Source organism: Rhizobium centroccidentale (assembly GCF_030182565.1).
In the GTDB taxonomy this organism is placed as follows: Bacteria; Pseudomonadota; Alphaproteobacteria; order Rhizobiales; family Rhizobiaceae; genus Rhizobium.
The window spans coordinates 375,007-393,093 of the sequence record NZ_JAQJCG010000002.1; the positions used below are offsets into that span (position 1 = coordinate 375,007).

The 18,087-nt window shown below is 58.6% G+C and carries 17 protein-coding genes; 7 read left to right on the forward strand and 10 right to left on the reverse strand.

What is annotated here, in order from left to right; translation table 11 throughout:
* Positions 1 to 3 precede the first annotated feature (3 nt).
* The 3 genes from PH562_RS03685 to PH562_RS03695 form a co-directional block, all read right to left on the reverse strand.
* The gene (locus PH562_RS03685; protein WP_285171483.1) at positions 4 to 582 is read right to left on the reverse strand and encodes a methylenetetrahydrofolate reductase C-terminal domain-containing protein; all 579 of its coding nucleotides are present in this window, start codon (positions 580 to 582) and stop codon (positions 4 to 6) included.
* The gene (locus PH562_RS03690) at positions 575 to 877 is read right to left on the reverse strand and encodes a virulence factor (protein WP_113230618.1); all 303 of its coding nucleotides are present in this window, start codon (positions 875 to 877) and stop codon (positions 575 to 577) included. The genes PH562_RS03685 and PH562_RS03690 overlap by 8 nt, the downstream gene beginning before the upstream one ends.
* 237 nt (positions 878 to 1,114) lie before the next feature.
* Entirely contained in the window at positions 1,115 to 1,753 is a 639-nt protein-coding gene (locus PH562_RS03695) for a DUF1638 domain-containing protein (RefSeq protein ID WP_285171484.1), read from the reverse strand.
* 15 nt (positions 1,754 to 1,768) lie between these two features.
* On the opposite strand from PH562_RS03695, the gene PH562_RS03700 reads away from it, so the two are divergent.
* A complete protein-coding gene (locus PH562_RS03700; RefSeq protein ID WP_015340221.1) occupies positions 1,769 to 1,930 on the forward strand; it encodes an entericidin domain-containing protein in 162 nt (53 codons plus the stop codon).
* 63 nt (positions 1,931 to 1,993) lie between these two features.
* Here the strand turns inward: PH562_RS03700 and PH562_RS03705 are convergent, their stop codons facing one another.
* Positions 1,994 to 2,695: a corrinoid protein gene (locus tag PH562_RS03705; RefSeq protein ID WP_112334822.1), complete on the reverse strand. Its 702-nt coding sequence runs from the start codon at positions 2,693 to 2,695 to the stop codon at positions 1,994 to 1,996.
* Positions 2,696 to 2,954: 259 nt separating this feature from the next.
* Between PH562_RS03705 and PH562_RS03710 the strand changes: the two genes are divergently transcribed.
* The 3 genes from PH562_RS03710 to PH562_RS03720 all read left to right on the forward strand — a co-directional run bounded on the left by PH562_RS03710 (position 2,955) and on the right by PH562_RS03720 (position 6,143).
* The gene (locus PH562_RS03710; protein WP_285171485.1) at positions 2,955 to 4,535 is read left to right on the forward strand and encodes a trimethylamine methyltransferase family protein; all 1,581 of its coding nucleotides are present in this window, start codon (positions 2,955 to 2,957) and stop codon (positions 4,533 to 4,535) included.
* A gap of 101 nt (positions 4,536 to 4,636) precedes the next feature.
* Positions 4,637 to 5,329 (forward strand): ferredoxin, encoded by a 693-nt coding sequence (locus PH562_RS03715; RefSeq protein ID WP_285171486.1) that lies wholly within the window; start codon positions 4,637 to 4,639, stop codon positions 5,327 to 5,329.
* An 85-nt stretch (positions 5,330 to 5,414) separates the two neighbouring features.
* Positions 5,415 to 6,143, forward strand: coding sequence for a phosphodiester glycosidase family protein (locus PH562_RS03720; RefSeq protein ID WP_285171487.1), 729 nt, complete (start codon positions 5,415 to 5,417; stop codon positions 6,141 to 6,143).
* A 69-nt stretch (positions 6,144 to 6,212) separates the two neighbouring features.
* Here the strand turns inward: PH562_RS03720 and PH562_RS03725 are convergent, their stop codons facing one another.
* Positions 6,213 to 7,427 carry a glycosyltransferase family 2 protein gene (locus PH562_RS03725; RefSeq protein ID WP_285171488.1) on the reverse strand — a complete coding sequence of 405 codons (1,215 nt, stop codon included), beginning with the start codon at positions 7,425 to 7,427 and terminating at the stop codon, positions 6,213 to 6,215.
* 297 nt (positions 7,428 to 7,724) lie between these two features.
* Here PH562_RS03725 and PH562_RS03730 point away from each other — a divergent pair, with 297 nt between their 5' ends.
* Complete coding sequence (locus tag PH562_RS03730) at positions 7,725 to 8,714, forward strand: glycosyltransferase family 2 protein (RefSeq protein ID WP_285171489.1); 990 nt, start codon at positions 7,725 to 7,727, stop codon at positions 8,712 to 8,714.
* Here PH562_RS03730 and PH562_RS03735 read toward each other — a convergent pair.
* The gene (locus PH562_RS03735; RefSeq protein ID WP_285171491.1) at positions 8,684 to 10,615 is read right to left on the reverse strand and encodes a glycosyltransferase; all 1,932 of its coding nucleotides are present in this window, start codon (positions 10,613 to 10,615) and stop codon (positions 8,684 to 8,686) included. The two genes, PH562_RS03730 and PH562_RS03735, sit on opposite strands and share 31 nt — an antisense overlap.
* Positions 10,616 to 10,989: 374 nt before the next feature.
* Here PH562_RS03735 and PH562_RS03740 point away from each other — a divergent pair, with 374 nt between their 5' ends.
* Together PH562_RS03740 and glf are read left to right on the forward strand one after the other, a co-directional pair.
* On the forward strand, positions 10,990 to 12,129 hold the full coding sequence (locus PH562_RS03740) for a DUF707 domain-containing protein (protein WP_285171493.1): 1,140 nt from the start codon (positions 10,990 to 10,992) through the stop codon (positions 12,127 to 12,129).
* A gap of 126 nt (positions 12,130 to 12,255) precedes the next feature.
* Positions 12,256 to 13,431 carry a UDP-galactopyranose mutase gene (glf, locus tag PH562_RS03745; RefSeq protein WP_285171495.1) on the forward strand — a complete coding sequence of 392 codons (1,176 nt, stop codon included), beginning with the start codon at positions 12,256 to 12,258 and terminating at the stop codon, positions 13,429 to 13,431.
* A 118-nt stretch (positions 13,432 to 13,549) separates the two neighbouring features.
* On the opposite strand, the gene bmt is transcribed toward glf, so the two are convergent.
* The 4 genes from bmt to PH562_RS03765 form a co-directional block, all read right to left on the reverse strand.
* Complete coding sequence (gene bmt, locus PH562_RS03750) at positions 13,550 to 14,563, reverse strand: betaine--homocysteine S-methyltransferase (RefSeq protein ID WP_285171496.1); 1,014 nt, start codon at positions 14,561 to 14,563, stop codon at positions 13,550 to 13,552.
* Positions 14,564 to 14,728: 165 nt separating this feature from the next.
* A complete protein-coding gene (locus PH562_RS03755) occupies positions 14,729 to 15,781 on the reverse strand; it encodes a quaternary amine ABC transporter ATP-binding protein (protein ID WP_113230628.1) in 1,053 nt (350 codons plus the stop codon).
* A complete protein-coding gene (locus PH562_RS03760; RefSeq protein WP_095435152.1) occupies positions 15,774 to 16,685 on the reverse strand; it encodes an ABC transporter permease in 912 nt (303 codons plus the stop codon). Before PH562_RS03760 ends, PH562_RS03755 begins: the two co-directional genes overlap by 8 nt.
* Before the next feature lie 248 nt (positions 16,686 to 16,933).
* Positions 16,934 to 17,932: an ABC transporter substrate-binding protein gene (locus tag PH562_RS03765; protein WP_113230629.1), complete on the reverse strand. Its 999-nt coding sequence runs from the start codon at positions 17,930 to 17,932 to the stop codon at positions 16,934 to 16,936.
* Between the last annotated feature and the right edge of the window lie 155 nt (positions 17,933 to 18,087).

Here is an 18,087-nt window from a genome sequence, read left to right on the forward strand (position 1 = left end):
CGCTCAGGCTTCCTTTTTCGCCGCTTCGCGGGCTGCCGCGGCTTCGGCCGTGACGCGAAGCCACGAAGATGTTTCGCGTAGCGACTGGTTGACGGGCTTCTGCACCTTCAGGATCGCATCGCCCTCTGTCATGTTCCTCGAGCCGTTCCAGGCCTGCACCCAGACGCAGGGCATATCGGGCTCCACTTCGCAATTGCCATTGGCGCGAACGCCGCCGCAGGGGCCGTTGCGCAGCTGCTTGGGACAGTTCATCGGACAGGACATGCCCGTCGACGACAGCGCGCACTGGCCGCACATGCGGCAATCGAACAGGAAGCCCTTCACATTGCGCTCGATAAAGGTGATCGGGCGCTCCACGCGGTCATAGCCGAATGCCTTCCACAGCGGATGAAGCAGGAGGAAGGCGTCGGCGAAGCGACGGTAGAACCATTCCAAGAAACGTGAATGACGCACGGCCCAGAGACGGACCGTATATTTGCGCCGTGCGCGGCGGTTAGGGGAGACGCCGGCCGGCGTGTAGGCGCCGCTGGCCGCCTTCGAGCCCGCGGCGGCGTTGCCAGGCTTCTGGACGGCATCAGCCATTGTCGCGGCCTCCGGCCTTTACGAGCCCCACCAGCCGCTCGCGATCATACGCGGCCTCAAGCTCGGTTGCGGCCTTGTCCGCCTCGGCTTCGAGATCGTCGGATACAGGCACGGGATCGGCCTTGCGCCATTCAGCCAGATAGTCGTCGGTTTCGGCTGCACCCGTGCGCATGGCGCACATGTCAATTGCTTCGGTAAAGCGTAGCGAAAGCTCGCGTTTTGCCGTCTGCCTGCCCTTCTTGATGATGACCTGGGCCGGAATGTCCCGCCAGTAAACGACAATGCGATCTGCCATGCGCAAAATCTCCTCTTCACGCCAGAATGCACGCCCACAGACCTCGGGACTGCGCTCGCCACGACGCGGCACATGCCGAAAAGCGACGCCGCATGAAAAGCTTATCCGCAAGCGTTCCCAACGGGCATTTTCCTTTGAAATTATCGGGTTCGAACTGTGATTGAATGTTCTTCCGTCGTCCAGCATGTCGGTCCGGGCAAAGAGGAGGAAGATAGAAAAGCGACGTAGGTGTCGTAGTCAGACGGTCAGCAACTCGCGGGCAAGATCGCCGTAACCGGTGAAGCGATATTCATAGTCCAGGCCGAGATAGGCGGCAGCTTCCTTCGCCTTTGCCTGCAGCATTGGATCCTCTTCCTGCGAGAGGTAGACCACCTTGCGGTAGTTGCCAAAATACATGTCGCGCAGCTCGGAATGACGGTCCAAACCCAGCGGGACGATGACGAAGGCTTCGAACTGTCGCGCCAGGAAATCGGTGAGGAAAAACGAGGTAATGTCGTCGTCGCGCGCCGCGAAAGCTTCGTTGCCCGTGAAGAAGGAGTAACAGTGCGGACCGGACAGGCGATCTATTCCCTCGCGCTCGCAAATCCTGTCGATATCTCCCCCGGTGCCGCAATCTGCATAGCCGACGAAGATCTTGTCGAACCCGCGCGAGCGGGCATCGGCAATAGCCTGTTCCAGCGCCGGTGCGATCTTCTGCGGATAGGAATGGTAGATTGCGGGAAGACAGTGCAGGTCGATGTGGTCGAGCCCGTTTATTCGGACGATCGCCAGTATTTCGCGCGCGATTGCGCCGCACGCGATCACATGAACTTTTTGAGTTGCTGCGCGTTTATCGGGCGGAGGGTTTTTCTCCGAATCTTGCCGATCAACATCCATTCAAAGGGGCTCCTGATGATGACCGTATCGACAACAAGCAAAATCGCCGCTGCCTTCGCCGTGCTTATGGTGCTTGCTTCGTGCTCCAACACCATTCGTGGCATGGGCAGGGATACCGCAAACGCCGTCAACGCAACGGAAGATGCCGGTCATACCGTCAAGAAGGCTGCTCAGTAACTCATTTGGGATGCCCGCGGGCCGGCGACAACCTTTTCGTCGCCGGCTCGGAGAAATAAAGGCTCAGGCGCCGGCAGCCAGGCTGTTGTGCTTGCGCTTCATGAACTCCTTCGCGGTTTCGACCGCGACAGCGGCATCGCGGCAATAGGCGTCAGCACCCACGGCCTTGCCGAACTCCTCGTTCAGCGGCGCGCCGCCGACCAGCACGACGTAATCGTCGCGCAGGCCCTTTTCCTTCAGCGTATCGATGACGACCTTCATGTAGGGCATCGTCGTGGTCAGCAGGGCCGACATGCCGAGGATGTCGGGCTGTTCGCGCTCGATGGCGTCGAGGTAGTTTTCGACCGGATTGTTGATGCCGAGGTCGATGACGTCGAAGCCGGCGCCCTCCATCATCATGCCGACGAGGTTTTTGCCGATGTCGTGAATGTCGCCCTTGACGGTTCCGATCACCATTTTGCCCAGCTTCGGTGCACCGGTCTGCGCAAGAAGCGGACGCAGGATAAACATGCCGGCCTTCATTGCATTGGCGGACAGCAGAACTTCCGGAACGAAGAGAATGCCGTCGCGGAAGTCGATGCCGACGATGCGCATGCCTTCGACCAGCGCCTGGGTCAGAATATCGTAAGGGGCCCAGCCACGCTCCAGGAGAATATTGGTGGCTTCCTCGATTTCTTCCTTCAAGCCGTCATACAGGTCGTCATGCATCTGCTGCACGAGCTCTTCATCAGAAAGTTCCGAGAGAATGATTTCGTCGTCAGACATGCGCTCCATCCCATTTTCGTGCAATGCATCAGAGACTTGTATAAAACACTGCCGCCATTACCGATAGACCGGAAGGCCGCCAAAACTCTTTTTGAATGCGACGTCGCGCGGATCAATCGCGACGGACGAAGAACAGTTGATATTAGCAGCCCATGTCTGTCCTATGCTAATTGCTGGCGCATTAAGGAACGTCCGCTTGGCGGAATCGGGTAGCATGGGGCCTGATAGACGCATCCATGCGCAGGAGTGAGGAAACATCATGGACGATATGATTGAGCAACCGGCTGCAGGCAATGATGGCGGTGGACGGCGTTCGCGCAGCGAGGGCAGGGGCGCGGCAGCGCGGCGCGCTTCGCGCAGCGGCGGCGGGCCGGGCCCTTCACTCCCCTATATCACCCGTAAGATCGGCGTCTACGAAGTGCTCGACGAAGAAGGCCTGCAGCTCATCGAGCGCAATGCCGACACGGTTCTGGAAGAAATCGGCATCGAGTTTCGCGACGATGCGGAAGCTCTCGAACTTTGGAAGGAGGCCGGCGCCGACGTACGCGGCCAGCGCGTGCATTTTCCGAAGGGACTTTGCCGCGAGCTTCTGAAGACGGCGCCGAAGGAATTTACCTGGCATGCGCGTAACAGCGCCCGCAACGCCCATGTCGGCGGCAAGGCGACGATTTTCGCGCCAGTCTATGGCCCGCCCTTCGTGCGCGATCTCGAGGGCAACCGCCGCTATGCGACGATCGAGGATTTCCGCAATTTCGTGAAGCTCGCCTATATGGCGCCGTCGATGCATTCGTCCGGCGGCACGGTCTGCGAGCCTGTCGATATCCCGGTCAACAAGCGCCATCTCGATATGGTCTATAGCCATATCAAATATTCCGATAAGCCGTTCATGGGCTCGGTCACGGCACCGGAGCGTGCCGAGGACACTATCGCGATGGCGAAGATCGTCTTTGGCGACGATTTCGTCGAGAATAATTGCGTGACGCTGAACCTCATCAACGCCAATTCGCCGATGGTCTTCGACGAGACCATGCTCGGCGCCTTGAAGGTCTATGCACGGCACAATCAGGCCTCGGTCGTTTCGCCGTTCATCCTTTCGGGCGCCATGAGCCCGGTGACGGTGGCAGGCACGCTGACGCAGATTCTGGCCGAAGTGCTGGCCGGCGCCTCCTTCACGCAGCTGATCCGCAAGGGCTCGCCGGTTCTTTACGGCACCTTTGCCGCCTCGATCTCGATGCAGTCGGGTGCACCGACCTTCGGCACGCCGGAACCGTCGCTCGTTTCCTATGGCGCAGCACAGCTTGCCCGCCGTCTCGGCCTGCCGTTCCGTACCGGCGGTTCGCTCTGCGGATCGAAGGTGCCGGATGCACAGGCGGCGCATGAATCGGCCAATACCTTGAACATGACGCTGCTGGCCGGCACGAATTTCGTGCTGCATGCGGCCGGTTGGCTCGAAGGCGGTCTCGTCTCCTCCTACGAGAAGTTCATGATCGATCAGGACCAGCTCGGCATGATGCAGAAGATGGCCGAAGGCGTCGATCTCTCGGAGAATGGCCAGGCGCTCGATGCCATCCGCGAAGTCGGTCCGGGCAGCCACTATCTCGGCTGCGGCCACACGCAAGCAAATTTCCAGTCGGCCTTCTATCGTTCGCCGCTCGCCGATAACAATTCCTTCGAGCAGTGGGAGATCGAAGGCCAGAAGCGCATCGAGCAGCGCGCCAATGCGCTTTGCCGTTCCTGGCTCGATCACTACGAAGCGCCGCCGCTCGATCCGGCCATCGACGAGGCCCTCCTCGCCTATATCCAGAAGCGCAAGGATTCCATGCCGGACGCCTTCACCTGAAGAGAGCCCGAGGCCGCCAGGGAGCAAGGCGGTGCGACGCGTGTTGCCGACCTAATCCAGAAAGAAGTCTGGCGGCCGCACTATGAATATAAGGGGCCACGGTGAGCCGCGGCCCCGTCATCTTCGAACAACTCCGTGCGGCGCTCGGCGTCCACGGAGTTTTCGTTCGCGGCTGTCTGTCTTTCAACGAAGGCGAGGGGCCGCTCCTGAGCGATGGCACGACAGCCCGCAGCATCATCCTGCTCGGCAATATCGGCGGCTCGATCTGGCCGGCGTTCTCGAAATGGCTGGATATGCCCGACAACAGGACGCGCAAAGATCCCCTCGACGACTGGTCGAAGGCGATTATCCAGCCGGTGGCAAGCGAGTTGGGGGCCACGGCCTATTTTCCGTCGGACCCTCCTTGGCAGCCGTTCCAGCGATGGGCCATGCAGGCCGAAGGCTTGAAAGCGTCGCCGCTCGGCATCTTGATCCATCCGGACTATGGTCTGTGGCATGGATATCGCGGCGCATTGGGATTTGCCGATGCGCTGGAAGCAATGAAGGTGCCCCCGTTTTCTCCGCATCCGTGCGATCTATGCATGGAGAAGCCTTGTCTTGCCGCCTGCCCCGTTGGAGCGATAACGGCAGCCGGCTTCGATGCTCCGGTCTGCCGGTCGCATTTGCGCACGCCGACTGGGCAGGCTGGCTGCATGGCCGGCGGCTGCCTTGCACGCAATGCCTGCCCGGTCGGGGCAGGCTATCGTTATCCTGCCGCGCAGCTTGCATTCCATATGGCTGCACTCCAGCTTTAGTTGTCACACCTTCCTTGTTTCGCCGCATTGCGATGCGTTCTGAAGCCTGTGTTATTCATGCGGGGCTATACGTTTGATTCGATTGATGGTCGTCCTTGCCGTTCTTGCCTTTGCCGCCACTGCATCGGCCGGCGAAGCCTGTCGGAAGATCCAACATCTCGGGGAGGGTTATACGGTCTGCACTTTCGATGCGGTCAGCGACGACATTCAGATTTTCCAGAACGATCGCAGCGGCAAGCCTTATGGCTCTTTCCGCGCCTTGGAAAATGATCTGCGTCAGGATCGCATCTACGTGCGCTTTGCCATGAATGGCGGCATGTATCTCGACGACCAGTCTCCTGTGGGCCTCTTTGTCGAAAACGGACGTGAGGTGAAGGCGATCAACACCAACAAGGGATGGGGCAACTTTCATCTCCTGCCGAACGGGGTCTTCTATCTCGGGTCGGGCAAGGCTGGGATCATGGAAAGCAAGGCATTCGCAGCTTCCGGCATCAAGCCTTTTTACGCAACCCAATCAGGCCCGATGCTGGTCATCAGCGGCAAGGTCCATCCGTCATTTCTAGCCGACAGTCCGAGCTTAAAGACACGAAACGGCGTTGGCGTTACCTCTGACGGCAAGGTCGTCTTCGCCATTTCCGATGGCGCGGTGCGTTTCCACGACTTTGCAACGCTGTTTCGCGACGAGTTGAAATGTCCGAATGCGCTATTTCTCGATGGCAGCATCTCCAGCCTCGATATCCCGGAATGGCAAAGGCGCGACAGCCTGTTTCCGCTCGGGCCGATCATCGCAGTGACGGAAATGCTGCCCGGCTGATGTGAAACCATAAAAAAGGCTCCGCCGAGCATTGCGCGACGGAGCCCCCTTGGCGTTCGATGTCAGATCTCAGACGAACTGATCGATATAGGTCATGATGCTGAACAGGCCGTCCTTCGGACCCGGATTGGCCGGGAAATCCTCGGTGAAGCGGAGATAGGCCCTTGGATTGCCGCCATAGCTGCCGGTCTGCGGCGCTTCTCTCGAGAGATGCTGCCGGATCGACTGTGGGAGAAGATTGATCGTGGCGTCGTCGATGATCGGTTCGATGATGACGGGTTCACCGTTGAAAGCGATTGCCTCCGTTGCGGCGGTGGAGATGCCTGCCAGCTTGCGGATCTGATCATAGGATTCCGGCGGCAACGGCGTCGGCAAGTAGGCCGCCATGCGGTGATACATGATATAGGCTTCGACCCAGTTCTGCGCGTTGACATGCAGGCGCATGGCGACCGCCTGGCGCTGCAGCATGAATTCGGTGATGCGAGGCATCAGCGAGCCGCGGTAGTCAGGCGGATAGCGGTTATCGCGCAGCGCCTGCGAGGCGAGGTATTCGAGGCCGCCTCTATAGGTATCCCACTGGAACATGCACTCCTTGTTGCCCTGCTGCAGGCGCGGATCGTCGGAAACGGCGGTCACGCGCGCGAAAGGCTCCGGCATGAACAGCACGTCGGCCTTGTCCAATGCGCGGGTCGTATAGAGGAATGCCCAGAAGATGAACGGCGTCGGGCTGGAAATCGACTTCAGAAGAACGTCGCGCCGGATGATCATGAATTCGGGGAAGATGTGACGGTCGAGAATGAATTCCAGCATAGAGCGGAAGTCACCCTTGGCGTGACGCGTCGGATAGGAGAGGTGATAGAAGGGCTCCATATCGCCGCCACCCGGCCGCGCGTCGACCAGAAGCCACGGCGCCTGGATCATGCCGATATTCTTGTCGTCCACCATGATGCGAAGATATTCGACGACTTTTTCCGGGATCAGCAAATCGTCGTCGCCGAGGAAAACCGCGTAATGGCCGCGGGCTCTCTGCATCGCAAAGGCGTAGTTGCTGATGAAACCGGAATTGCGCGCCCGACGATAGGCGCTGATTTCCGGATGATGCGAGATCGACTGAATGTAGGCTGCGGTCTCATCCGTCGAACAATCGTCGACAATGACGATTTCGAAAGGGAGGCCTAGCCGCCGAAATTCTTCCAGGTGGAAATTGACGTTCCGCTCGAGCATGAACTGACGGTTATAGGTCGGAACGCAGATCGAAAGGACGGGGACTTGAGCAGAAGACATCGATATTCTCCACGAGGCATCAGCGCGATTCTATGCATGGACTTCGATCCATGAATAAGCCGGATTGCTTTCGCGGGGCTGGAGAGTTTTGAGCGATCCGAGTGTGGGAAGCGCTTATGCTCCAGTTCAGTGCAAGTTCCGCTCTTTATGCTCCGGCCAGCGCATTCTGCAATCCCGGCAGGAAGCGATTGCCGTTTTCGAGGGTGCCTCTTCCTGGAAAATGGCCGGATAGCCCGAGGCACATGGATCGACCGATACCTCCAGGGTTTGGCATCCATGTCAGTATCAGGAGACCCTGTGAGCAAAGTCAGCGTCATCATTCCCGCCTATAAAGCGCAGGAATCCATCGGTGAAACGATTGCCGCGGTTCTTGAAAATCGTGACGTTCTGGAGGTGATCGTCGTCGACGACATGTCTCCCGATGCCACCGCGATGATTGTCGAGCGACATGCTCAGCGCGATCAGCGGGTGCGCTTGCTGCGCAATCCGCAAAATGGCGGAGCGGGATATAGCCGGAATGCCGGCATGGCCGCCGCGCGCGGCGACTATTATTACTTTCTCGACGCGGACGACATTGTAGCACATCGCTCGATCGATGAAGTCGTCCATCACATGGAAGCCAATGGCTGCGATGTGATGGTGTTTCGTTATCGCTATGTCACCGAGAAGAACGGTCGTCTCGATCCGATGCTGCCGATCGATAATGATGCCTGGCAAGCGCTGCTCGGCGATACTGATATAGGCATTTTTACGCTCGATCAGTGCGAGCGATTGCTGTTCACGGTGAATTTCCCCTGGAACAAGATCGTGAGCGCCAAGCTATGCAGGGAAACGGGTCTGCACTTCTCGGAGACGCGTGTCCATAACGATATCTATGCTCACTGGCACATCTATCTGCACGCCCGGAAGATCGGCATGATGAATCGCTATCTCATCGGCCACCGCGTCTATCAGGACAGGGCGCAGCTGACCAATGTCTTCACCGAAAAGCGCTTCGAGGTCTTCAAGGCCTTTGCGGAGGTGGAGGCGTTGTTCGCGCGCCTGCCGCGGATGAAAGAGGCCTATTACCAGTGGTTCCTTCGCAGCAAGTTCGATTTGCTCGATTGGATCTATCCGCAATTGCCCCTGGATCTCAGGGAACGTTTCTTCGCGCTGGTTCGGCAATGCTATGAAGATTATGGCCAAGCTGACTATGAGAACGTGCGCAGGCAGTCGTTCGAGACTGCGGATATTGCGCTCAGGCTGAAACAGGCTCCTCATTTGATACTCGGCAAGACGCCAAGATAGTCGGCTAAGATAGTATTCGGCGCCCAATGTGCTCGCAATAAAAAGAGAGGCGCCGCCGGCCATCCGCGGCGGTAGATCGCAAAATCCGCCTCGGTCGATTCCTTGAACTTGTACGGGTTCTCCACCAGCTTCAGCAGGCTCCATTGCGGGAACCGGTTTGCGATGTCCGTCGTAAACTTGCGATGCCGGACATGGGACGCGCCACGAATATCCGGGCCGTCGAAATTGGAGGCGTAGATAACCACATAGCGCTGCGGCAGGGAGAAGAGCTGGTCAAGGTAATTGACGTAAATATTGTCGTCAACCAAATGGTAGAGAACGTCGAGCGACAAGGCGCAGTCGTAGGCGTCCTCGTGCATTTCCCAGTCAAGCGACTGATCGCCCAGCCAGACGAAATTGTAGTTCGGCTTATCCCTATACATCATCATCGTGCGTTCGATGACCGTCTTGGAGACATCGAAGCCGGTATAGCGGTCGAACGAGAAGTATTTCAACTGATTGCCGTCGCCGGAGCCCATCTCCGCAAAGGATTTCAGCCCTTTCTTCCGGGCGAGACTATTCAGAAACTGCCCCTTGTACTTGGCGAGCACATCATAAGAGCCGGCACCCGAATTGCCGCCACTGCGATAACGGCCTTCCCAATAGCCGGTGGAGTCAAAGGAAGGCGCAGCTTCCGATCGACGGATCGGCTGTTCCAGCGGCGTAACGGGAGCAAGCCGCTCCACGGATGGTGCCGGGATGGGTTGCGGCTGTGTCGGATAGGGCTGCTGCATCGGCTGCATCGCCACCTCGGCAACCGGCATGGCTTCGCGGACCTGTTGCACCGATATGGCCTGCGGAATAGGCGCGGGCTGTGGGGCCTGCTGTGCGGGGGCTGGCCGCTGCGCCAGCCAAAGCGGGACGGGCCGCTTCATATTTGAACCCGCCTGCTGTTCCAGGGATGCCCAATTCAAGGTTTTGGGTGCTTCGGCTACCCGGTCACCCATGACAACGTCGAGTTCGCGCAGCTGCTTGGCGAGCGGGAATTTCTCGTGGACATATTGCGTCCATTGATGGGTCTGACTGGCAATGATCTTTTCGACGGCCTCATCCACGGACGAGAAACGGATTTCGTCGGGCCAGAATTCTTCCGCACCGGGATAATCATGGATCACCGGCAGGGCGCCGACAGCCATGGCTTCGGCGATGTTATAACCAAAGCTCTCGTGCACCGAGGTCGACAGTATCACGCCCTTATCGGCCAGGAAGGCCGGCATGTTGCGCTGCCAACCATGGAAGAAGACGTTGCGGGTGAGGCCGAGCTTTTCCGTCGTGCGCTTCAGGTACGGCATCATGACGAACTCTTCCTGTTCGCCGGCCACATGCAGCGTGTAGGAAGGATCGCGCTTCACCAGCGAGTGCATGATTTGCAGGAACAGCGGCTGGTTCTTGCGCATGAAGGGCTTGGCGGCCCAGGCGATCTTCTTCTTGTCGAGCGAAGGGATCGGCTTGAACTTGTCGAGATTGAGGCCGTTCCACACGACGTGGGTACGGGTCTTCTGGGTGACCTGGGGTGCCCTGAGTTTCAGGACACGCAGCATGTCATGCGAAACCAGAATCAGATCGTCGATGGCGCCGAAATCGATGCGATCGGGAAAATTCGATTCCACGATCTCGAAACGATGCCAGCGCGCGATGACACGCTTGCCGCGTCGCTTGATGTTCTGGTTGATCGCGTGGACGAAGAGCTCGTTGCAGAATTCGAACCAGACGATGTCGGCCCATTCCACAGCCGTCTCGATTTCCTTGAAAGTCTTCGGCTGTATGGCCATGACTTCGTAGGTTTTTGACAGATGTTGGAATATGTCGCCGATGAAGCTATCGACTTCGATGATTATGGCCAGCTTTTTCTTCTGATGCATCTTCTGCTACCGTAAAAGAGACGAGTGGTTCTTAGTCTCGACCTGACGGACGACACGACCGACCTTCGTGTCCGCCGAGCACCGACGTTCTTGGCAATATTCTGAACGCGCGATTGCCCCCGCACAGAAATCCCAGCGCTGAGATTATGCCGGCCAACTTTCGCGAGGCTGGATTGCTCGAGATGCGTTCTGAGCGACAGCGTTCCGGGCGGCAGGTGGCCTTTGATTTCCTGCACAAGCTTCGCAAAAGGAATGATGGCCACAGTGCCGATCAAACGAGCTCGATCGCGAGCGAATCTCCGGGAGCCACGTCGTTTGACTGCTTTCCTCGGATCGGGCCGTTACCTGGGGTTCGGAATTAGGGAACAGTCCATATGTCATTGGCAGCGAACAGCCTGCATACGCCCGCCTACGAAGCGCATCCTGCGAGCCAGATACAATGGTCCGACGCGCCGCCGCTGACCCAGGAGATGTTGAGCGGCACATTCTGGAGCCTCGGCGACGTCAATCGCGGGATGTTCACACGCTTCATGGTTCTGGCGCCCGATGGCATGATCGGCAATTATTTCGATCCGAGCGTCGACTTCTGGCATGTCATGGGCGGTCGGCTTTGCCTGATCGACAGGGATGGACTGCCGTCGGTCATCTTCGATACCGCCCATATCGAGGGCGGCAATCTTATGGCGCTTGCGGGACGGGGCGTCGTTGGCGGCGTCGATGCGACCTATCTGCTGGTGCCGGCAGATCATCCTCCTCATCCGCTGTTTTCGACACCCGTGGGCGTCGAGCGCAAGGCAAACTTTCTTGTTCAGCCTCAGGAAGGATTGCGGCGTCCCAATCTGGTCGTTGTGCCGGCCGGTTCGAAGTCGCTCCATCCGCGCTGGTTCGAGAAGATCGATGATGCTTCGCGCAACTGGGATCTCTGCATCGGTTATTATGGTGCGGAGACGCCGGAAGTTTCCGGCAGCCCTTACGAATATCTGGCGCATCTGCCGAAGACCAAGAAGTTCAAGATCATCTACGACCTCTTCCATCAAGGAAGCCCACTTTGGAATTACGAGCGGATCTGGCTGCCGGATGACGATCTGCTGTGCGATGGCGAGGACATCAACAGGATGTTCCATCTGTCGCACAAGCATGGTCTGGATTTGGCACAGCCGTCCCTCAAGAAAGGACCAGGCTCTTACCCCAATCATCCTTTGACGGTTCAGCGACCTAACAGTGTCGTGCGTTTCGAAGGCTTCGTCGAAATCATGTGCCCGGTCTTCTCGCAGCGTGCACTGCAAATCTGCATCGAGTCCATGAAGGATGTCGAATCCGGATACGGCCTCGACCATCTTTGGCCGTCATTCCTCGGGCGGCCGGTGGCACGCATGGCAATTATCGATGCCATCTCCGTCGCTCATACCCGGCCGCTGGGTGCGACCTACAACGTCAATGCAGCGGTGGAAGAACAGGCAGCACTCTTCAGGACGTATCAATATACGCCGCTAAAATACGCTGGCGTCTGGTAAGCGTGCCTGGATTTTTCCAAGTGCTGCCGACAGGTTCTTGCCGACGTCATCCTTATATATCCAATTCCGATTGCCATCTTCGATTGCAACCGCCACCGAGATTTGGTGGCAGCGAGAATTTAGAGCATGATTGATTTTTCCAAGGTAGATTTATTGATCGTCGGCGCCGGCTTTTATGGCGCGACGATTGCTGAGCGGGTGGCGAACGAGCTGCAGAAGAATGTGCTTCTGATCGACAGGCGCAGCCATATCGGCGGCAACGCCTATAGCGAGTTCGACGGCGAGACCGGAATTGAGGTTCACCGCTATGGTGCGCATCTCTTCCATACACCGAACGAACTGGTCTGGACCTATCTCAACAGATTTACCGCTTTCACCGACTATAAGCATCGCGTCTATTCGACCTATCGCGATCAGGTCTATTCGATGCCGATCAATCTCGGCACGATCTCGCAGTTCTTCAACCGGCGCCTTTCGCCCGACCAGGCGAGGGCACTGATTGCGGACCAGGCGGCGGAAATGGCCGGCCGCCATCCGGCCAATTTGGAAGAGAAGGCGATTTCGCTGATCGGCCGACCCTTGTACGAGGCGTTCATCCGTGGCTATACGGCCAAGCAGTGGCAGACGGATCCGCGGGATCTGCCGGAGCATATCATCACGCGCCTGCCGGTCCGCTACACTTTCGACAACCGCTATTTCAACGACAAATATGAAGGTCTGCCGGTCGACGGCTATACAGCGATCTTCGAGAGGATGCTGAAGCATCCCAAAATCCAGATCGCCCTCGACGTCGATTTCTTTTCGCTGAAATCCTCGCTGCCGGCCGGGCTTCCGATCGTCTATACCGGTCCTATCGATCGCTATTTCGATTATTCCGAGGGCGAGCTCGGGTGGCGGACCATCGACTTCGAAAAGGAGACGCTGAATACCGGCGATTTCCAAGGGATGGCGGTCATGAACTATGCCGACGAGACGATCCCCTACACACGTATTCTGGAGTTTCGCCACTTCAATCCGGAGCGCAACTATCAGAATGAGACGACGGTCGTGGTGCGGGAATATTCACGCTCTGCAAGGCGCGTTGACGAGCCCTATTATCCAATCGACACGCGGCAGGACAAGGAGCTCTTCCTGCGCTATCGCGAGCGCGCCGTGGCGGAGACCAATGTCCATTTTGGCGGGCGGCTCGGCACCTATCGCTATCTCGACATGCACCAGGCGATCGGTGCGGCCTTGAAGGCGTTCGACAGCCGGATTGTTCCGTATTTCACCGAAGGACGCGCCATCGGTGGTGAGAAATAGCAGGCGGCAGGCGCTGGCTTACTTTCGGCATGTTTGAAGACGCGGCCGAGGGAAGATCTCTGTGGAAGCAATTGAATGATGAAAAGAAAGCCCGGCAACCAGGCTTTCTCTTTTTTCCTTAGGATCGTCTGCGGCGTTCGCGAGCGGGTGCCGCGCCGCCTTCGTTGGCGGTCTTGTTGCGAAGGGGGCCGATCCGTTCGATGATCGTTTCCAGCGTCGGGCGAGGGCCCGGTACGTAGCTGTCCAGCGCCTCCCGCATGGCGGCGAGATGGCCGCAGGAGGTGCCGCAGCAACCGCCGATGATCTTGGCGCCGGCATCGCGTGCGAGACGGGCATAGTCAGCCATCAGCGGCGGCGTGCCGGAATAATGGATTTCGGCACCACGATATTCGGGAATGCCGCAATTGCCCTTGACGATGACGATTGCGGAAGCGTCCGCCTCGGTCATGTCGAGGAGGCTGGAGAGGATGTCGGAAGCGCCGACGCCGCAATTGGCGCCGACGGCCGCCGGGCCTGCGCCGATATCGGTCGCGACGGCATGAATGTCCTTCGGATGCAGGCCCATCATGGTCTTGCCTGCGGTATCGAACGAGCCGGTATAGGTGTAGGGCAGGCCGACCTTGGCGGCGGCTTCTGCTGCAGCCCGGATTTCTTCCGGCGATGACATGGTTTCGATCCAGGCGACATCGGCACCACCGGCCTGCAGGCCTTCCATCTGCTCGACGAACGCGGCGACGGCATCTTCATAGGTCAGGGCGCCGAGCGGCATGAGCAACTCGCCGGTCGGTCCGACGGAGCCGCCAACGATGACCTTTCGGTCGGCCTTGTCGGCCACCGCTCGAGCGATCTCGGCAGCCGTCTTGTTGAGGCTATGCACGCGATCCTGCGCATGGTGTAGCTTCAGGCGATGACGGGTGCCGCCGAAAGTGTTGGTGAGGATGATATCTGCGCCGGCATCGACGAAATCCTGATGCAGCTTCGTGATCCGGTCCGGATGCTGTTCGTTCCAGAGTTCGGGGGCTTCACCGGCCTCAAGGCCCATGGCGAAGAGGTTGGTGCCGGTTGCGCCGTCGGCAAGCAGTACGCCCTTTTCGGCAAGGAGATCGGTCAGGGGATTGATGGCGACGGTCATGGTGCGTCCTCGGATACGTCGGATGTTCGGATATCAAATGCAGATATAAACATTTCTTTATGTGAAAACAACGACAAGATGGCTACCTCTATATCGACGCGGCAATGGCGGCAGAAAAAAGCGCCCCGGTGAGGGCGCTTTGCCGTTTGCGATGAAGATCAGCCGTCAGGCTGCCGCCATCTGTGCCGTCTCATGCGATGTCGGCGTGACCATGGCGGCGATGATGCTTTGCAGATCGATCGTGCCGATAGGCTTGCCGCCCGCATCCGTGACGACGGCTCCCGTCTGGCCTGCCTCGGTGATCTGCTTGGCGGCGACTTCCAGCGTCATGTCGCCGGGTACGCGTGCGCCGCCCGGCTCGCCGGCAAGCGGCTTCATGATCGTCTGGGCCTGGATGACGCGACCGCGGTTCACTTCCTTGACGAAGGCGGTGATATAGTCGTCGGCCGGCTGCAGCACGATCTGCTGGCCGGTGCCCTGCTGCACGACCTTGCCGTCGCGCAGGATCGCGATCTTGTCGCCAAGGCGCAGCGCCTCGTCGAGATCGTGGGTGATGAAGACGACGGTCTTCTTCAGCTCCTTCTGCAGATCGAGGAGTACGGTCTGCATGTCCACGCGGATCAGCGGGTCGAGCGCCGAATAGGCTTCGTCCATTAGCAGGATATCGGCATCGTTCGTCAGCGCCCTGGCAAGGCCGACACGCTGCTGCATGCCGCCGGAAAGCTGGTTCGGAAAGTGTCGTTCGAAGCCCTTGAGCCCGACGCGCTCGATCCAATACTGGCCTTTCTTCTCGCTTTCGGAGCGCGGCACACCCTGGATATCAAGGCCGTAGATCGTGTTTTCGATGACGGTGCGGTGTGGCAGCAGCGCGAATTTCTGGAACACCATCGCCGTTTTGTGACGACGGAATTCGCGCAGGTCGTTTTCGCTCATCTTGCAGACGTCGACGCCGTCATAGAGCACTTCGCCGGCCGTCGGCTCGATCAACCGGTTGATATGGCGGATCAGCGTCGACTTGCCCGAGCCGGAGAGGCCCATGACGACGGTAATGGCGCCGGCCGGCATGTCGATGTTGATATCCTGCAGGCCGAGCACATGACCGTGCGTTTCATTGAGTTCGGCCTTGCCCAAGCCGTTCTTGACCTGATCGATATAGTTGCGTCCGCGAGGACCGAAAATCTTATAAAGGCTTTTGATCTGGATCGCGTGACTAGCCATGGATGACCTCCGAGTGCTTCTGGAGCCGTCTGCCATAGGCTTGGCTCGTGCGATCGAAAATGATGGCAATGGCGACCAGCGCGAAACCGTTGAGGAAGCCGACGGTGAAGAACTGGTTGTTGATCGCCTGCAGCGTATTCTTGCCGAGCCCGCCGACGCCGACCATCGAGGCGACGACGACCATGGCCAGCGACATCATGATGGTCTGATTGATGCCGGCCATGATGGTGGGCAGGGCAAGCGGGATCTGCACGTTGAAGAGTTTCTGGCGGTGCGACGAGCCGAAGGCGTCCGCGGCTTCCAGCACCTCCTTGTCCACGAGGCGGATGCCGAGATTGGTCAGGCGGATCATCGGTGGAACTGCATAGATGACGACGGCGATAAGGCCCGGTACCTTGCCGATGCCGAAGATAACGACGACGGGAATGAGATAGACGAAGCTCGGCATGGTCTGCATGACGTCGAGGATCGGATTGACGATCGACTGCAGCCGGTCCGAGCGCGCCATCAGGATGCCGATCGGCAGTCCGATGACGATGGCGATGAGCGTACAGACCGTCACCATGGCGAGCGTGACCATCGTATCGGTCCAGAGGCCGAAGACGCCGATGAGGATCATGGAGATTGCTGTGCCGGCAACAATTTTAAGGTTGCGGCTGGCGGCATATACGACGAGCATCATGGCGACGAGTATGATGAACCAGGGCGTGTTGGTGAAAACCCATTCGAGATAGTTCAGAAACCATTGCAGCGGCTGCACGATGGCGTCGATGAGATTGCCGTAGGCGCGTACGGACGCCCTGAAACCGTCATCGATGTTCTTGCGTGCGAGACGTATGATAGATTCGTCTATTGCCGGAAAGTTGCAGAGCAAATTCGGCAGGATCGTACACTGGATAGCCATGTATTTCCCCTTCTTAGTCCGGTTCTGTCCCGCTGCGCTCGTGTGGCCATCACATGCGGGCAGCACTGCAGCGCTGCGACCGGTTCTTCAGGCTGCCCCTGAATTCTTACAGCATTCGCCGCCGTTAATCTGCACTCGTTGCGACCTTGCGTCATGTCGCTCTGTCGGTATGAGCGTCATACCGATTACGGCGCGCGAATGTGAAATCGGCGGCAGGCAGACGCCTGCCGCCGATTCTGCAGCACGGATTAGAGCGACGCCTTGACCTTGGTGGCGACGTCCGGAGCAACCCACTTGGTCCACATGTCGGGGTAGGTCTTGAGGAAATACTTGGCGCCGTCCTCGTTGGTACCCTGATTGTCGGTCATCCAGGCGAGAACCTTGCCGACGGTGCCGTTATCCCATTTGCGGGTCTTCATGTAGTCCATGGCGATACCGGCCTTTGCGGCAAAGTCCTTGGTCACAACGGTATAGACGTCCGAAACCGGATAGGAGTTCACCTTCGGATTGGCGCAATCCTGCTGTGACGTGCAGGCATCCCAATCCTTCTTGTCATGCGGCACGTTGAAGCTCAGGCGAACCATCTCGTACTTGCCGAGGATGGCTGTCGGAGCCCAATAGTAGCCGAGCCAGCCGGTCTTCTTTTCGAAGGCATTGGCGATCGAGCCGTCGAGACCTGCCGCCGAACCGGTATCGACCAACGTGAAGCCGAGCTTTTCGGCGCCGAGGGCCTTGTAGAGATTGGCGGTCGAAATCTGGCAGTTCCAGCCGGCCGGGCAATTATATACCGCGCCCTTGGAAGAATCTTCCGGGGCAGGGAAGAGTTCCGGATGCTTCAGCGCGTCCTGAACGGTCTTGATATCCGGATGGGCGTCGGCGAGGAATTTCGGAATCCACCAGCCTTCCACGCCGCCATCGCTCAAGAGCGGTGCCGCCTCGATCAAGCGGCCTTCGGAAACGGCCTTGTCGAGCGCTGTGCGCACTGCGTTGACCCACAGCTCGGGCGCAACGTCAGGCTGGCCTTTTTCATCCATGGAGGTAAAGGTCGGCTGCGTGTCGCCGGTCACCAGAGTGACGTTACAGCCATAACCGTTTTGCAGGATGATCTTGTCGACCTGAGCGGCTACGCCTGCCGATGCCCAGTTCATTTCAGCGATGGATACGCTGCCGCAATCCGCGGCGTGCGCCGAGCCAGCCAAAGCATAGGCGCCGAATGCGAAAATGGCTGAAGCGAGAAGCTTCTTCATTGATATCGTCTCCCAATTTTTCGTTACGTTGCGGAAATCGACTCCAAACGCGTTCGATTTCTGTCGATCCCCTGTCAGCGCGGTCTGATTGCAACCGTTCATACGCCGCTGACGACGCCCGTACGGTCCCCTTTGCTGCCGTCGTGCATTTGGTC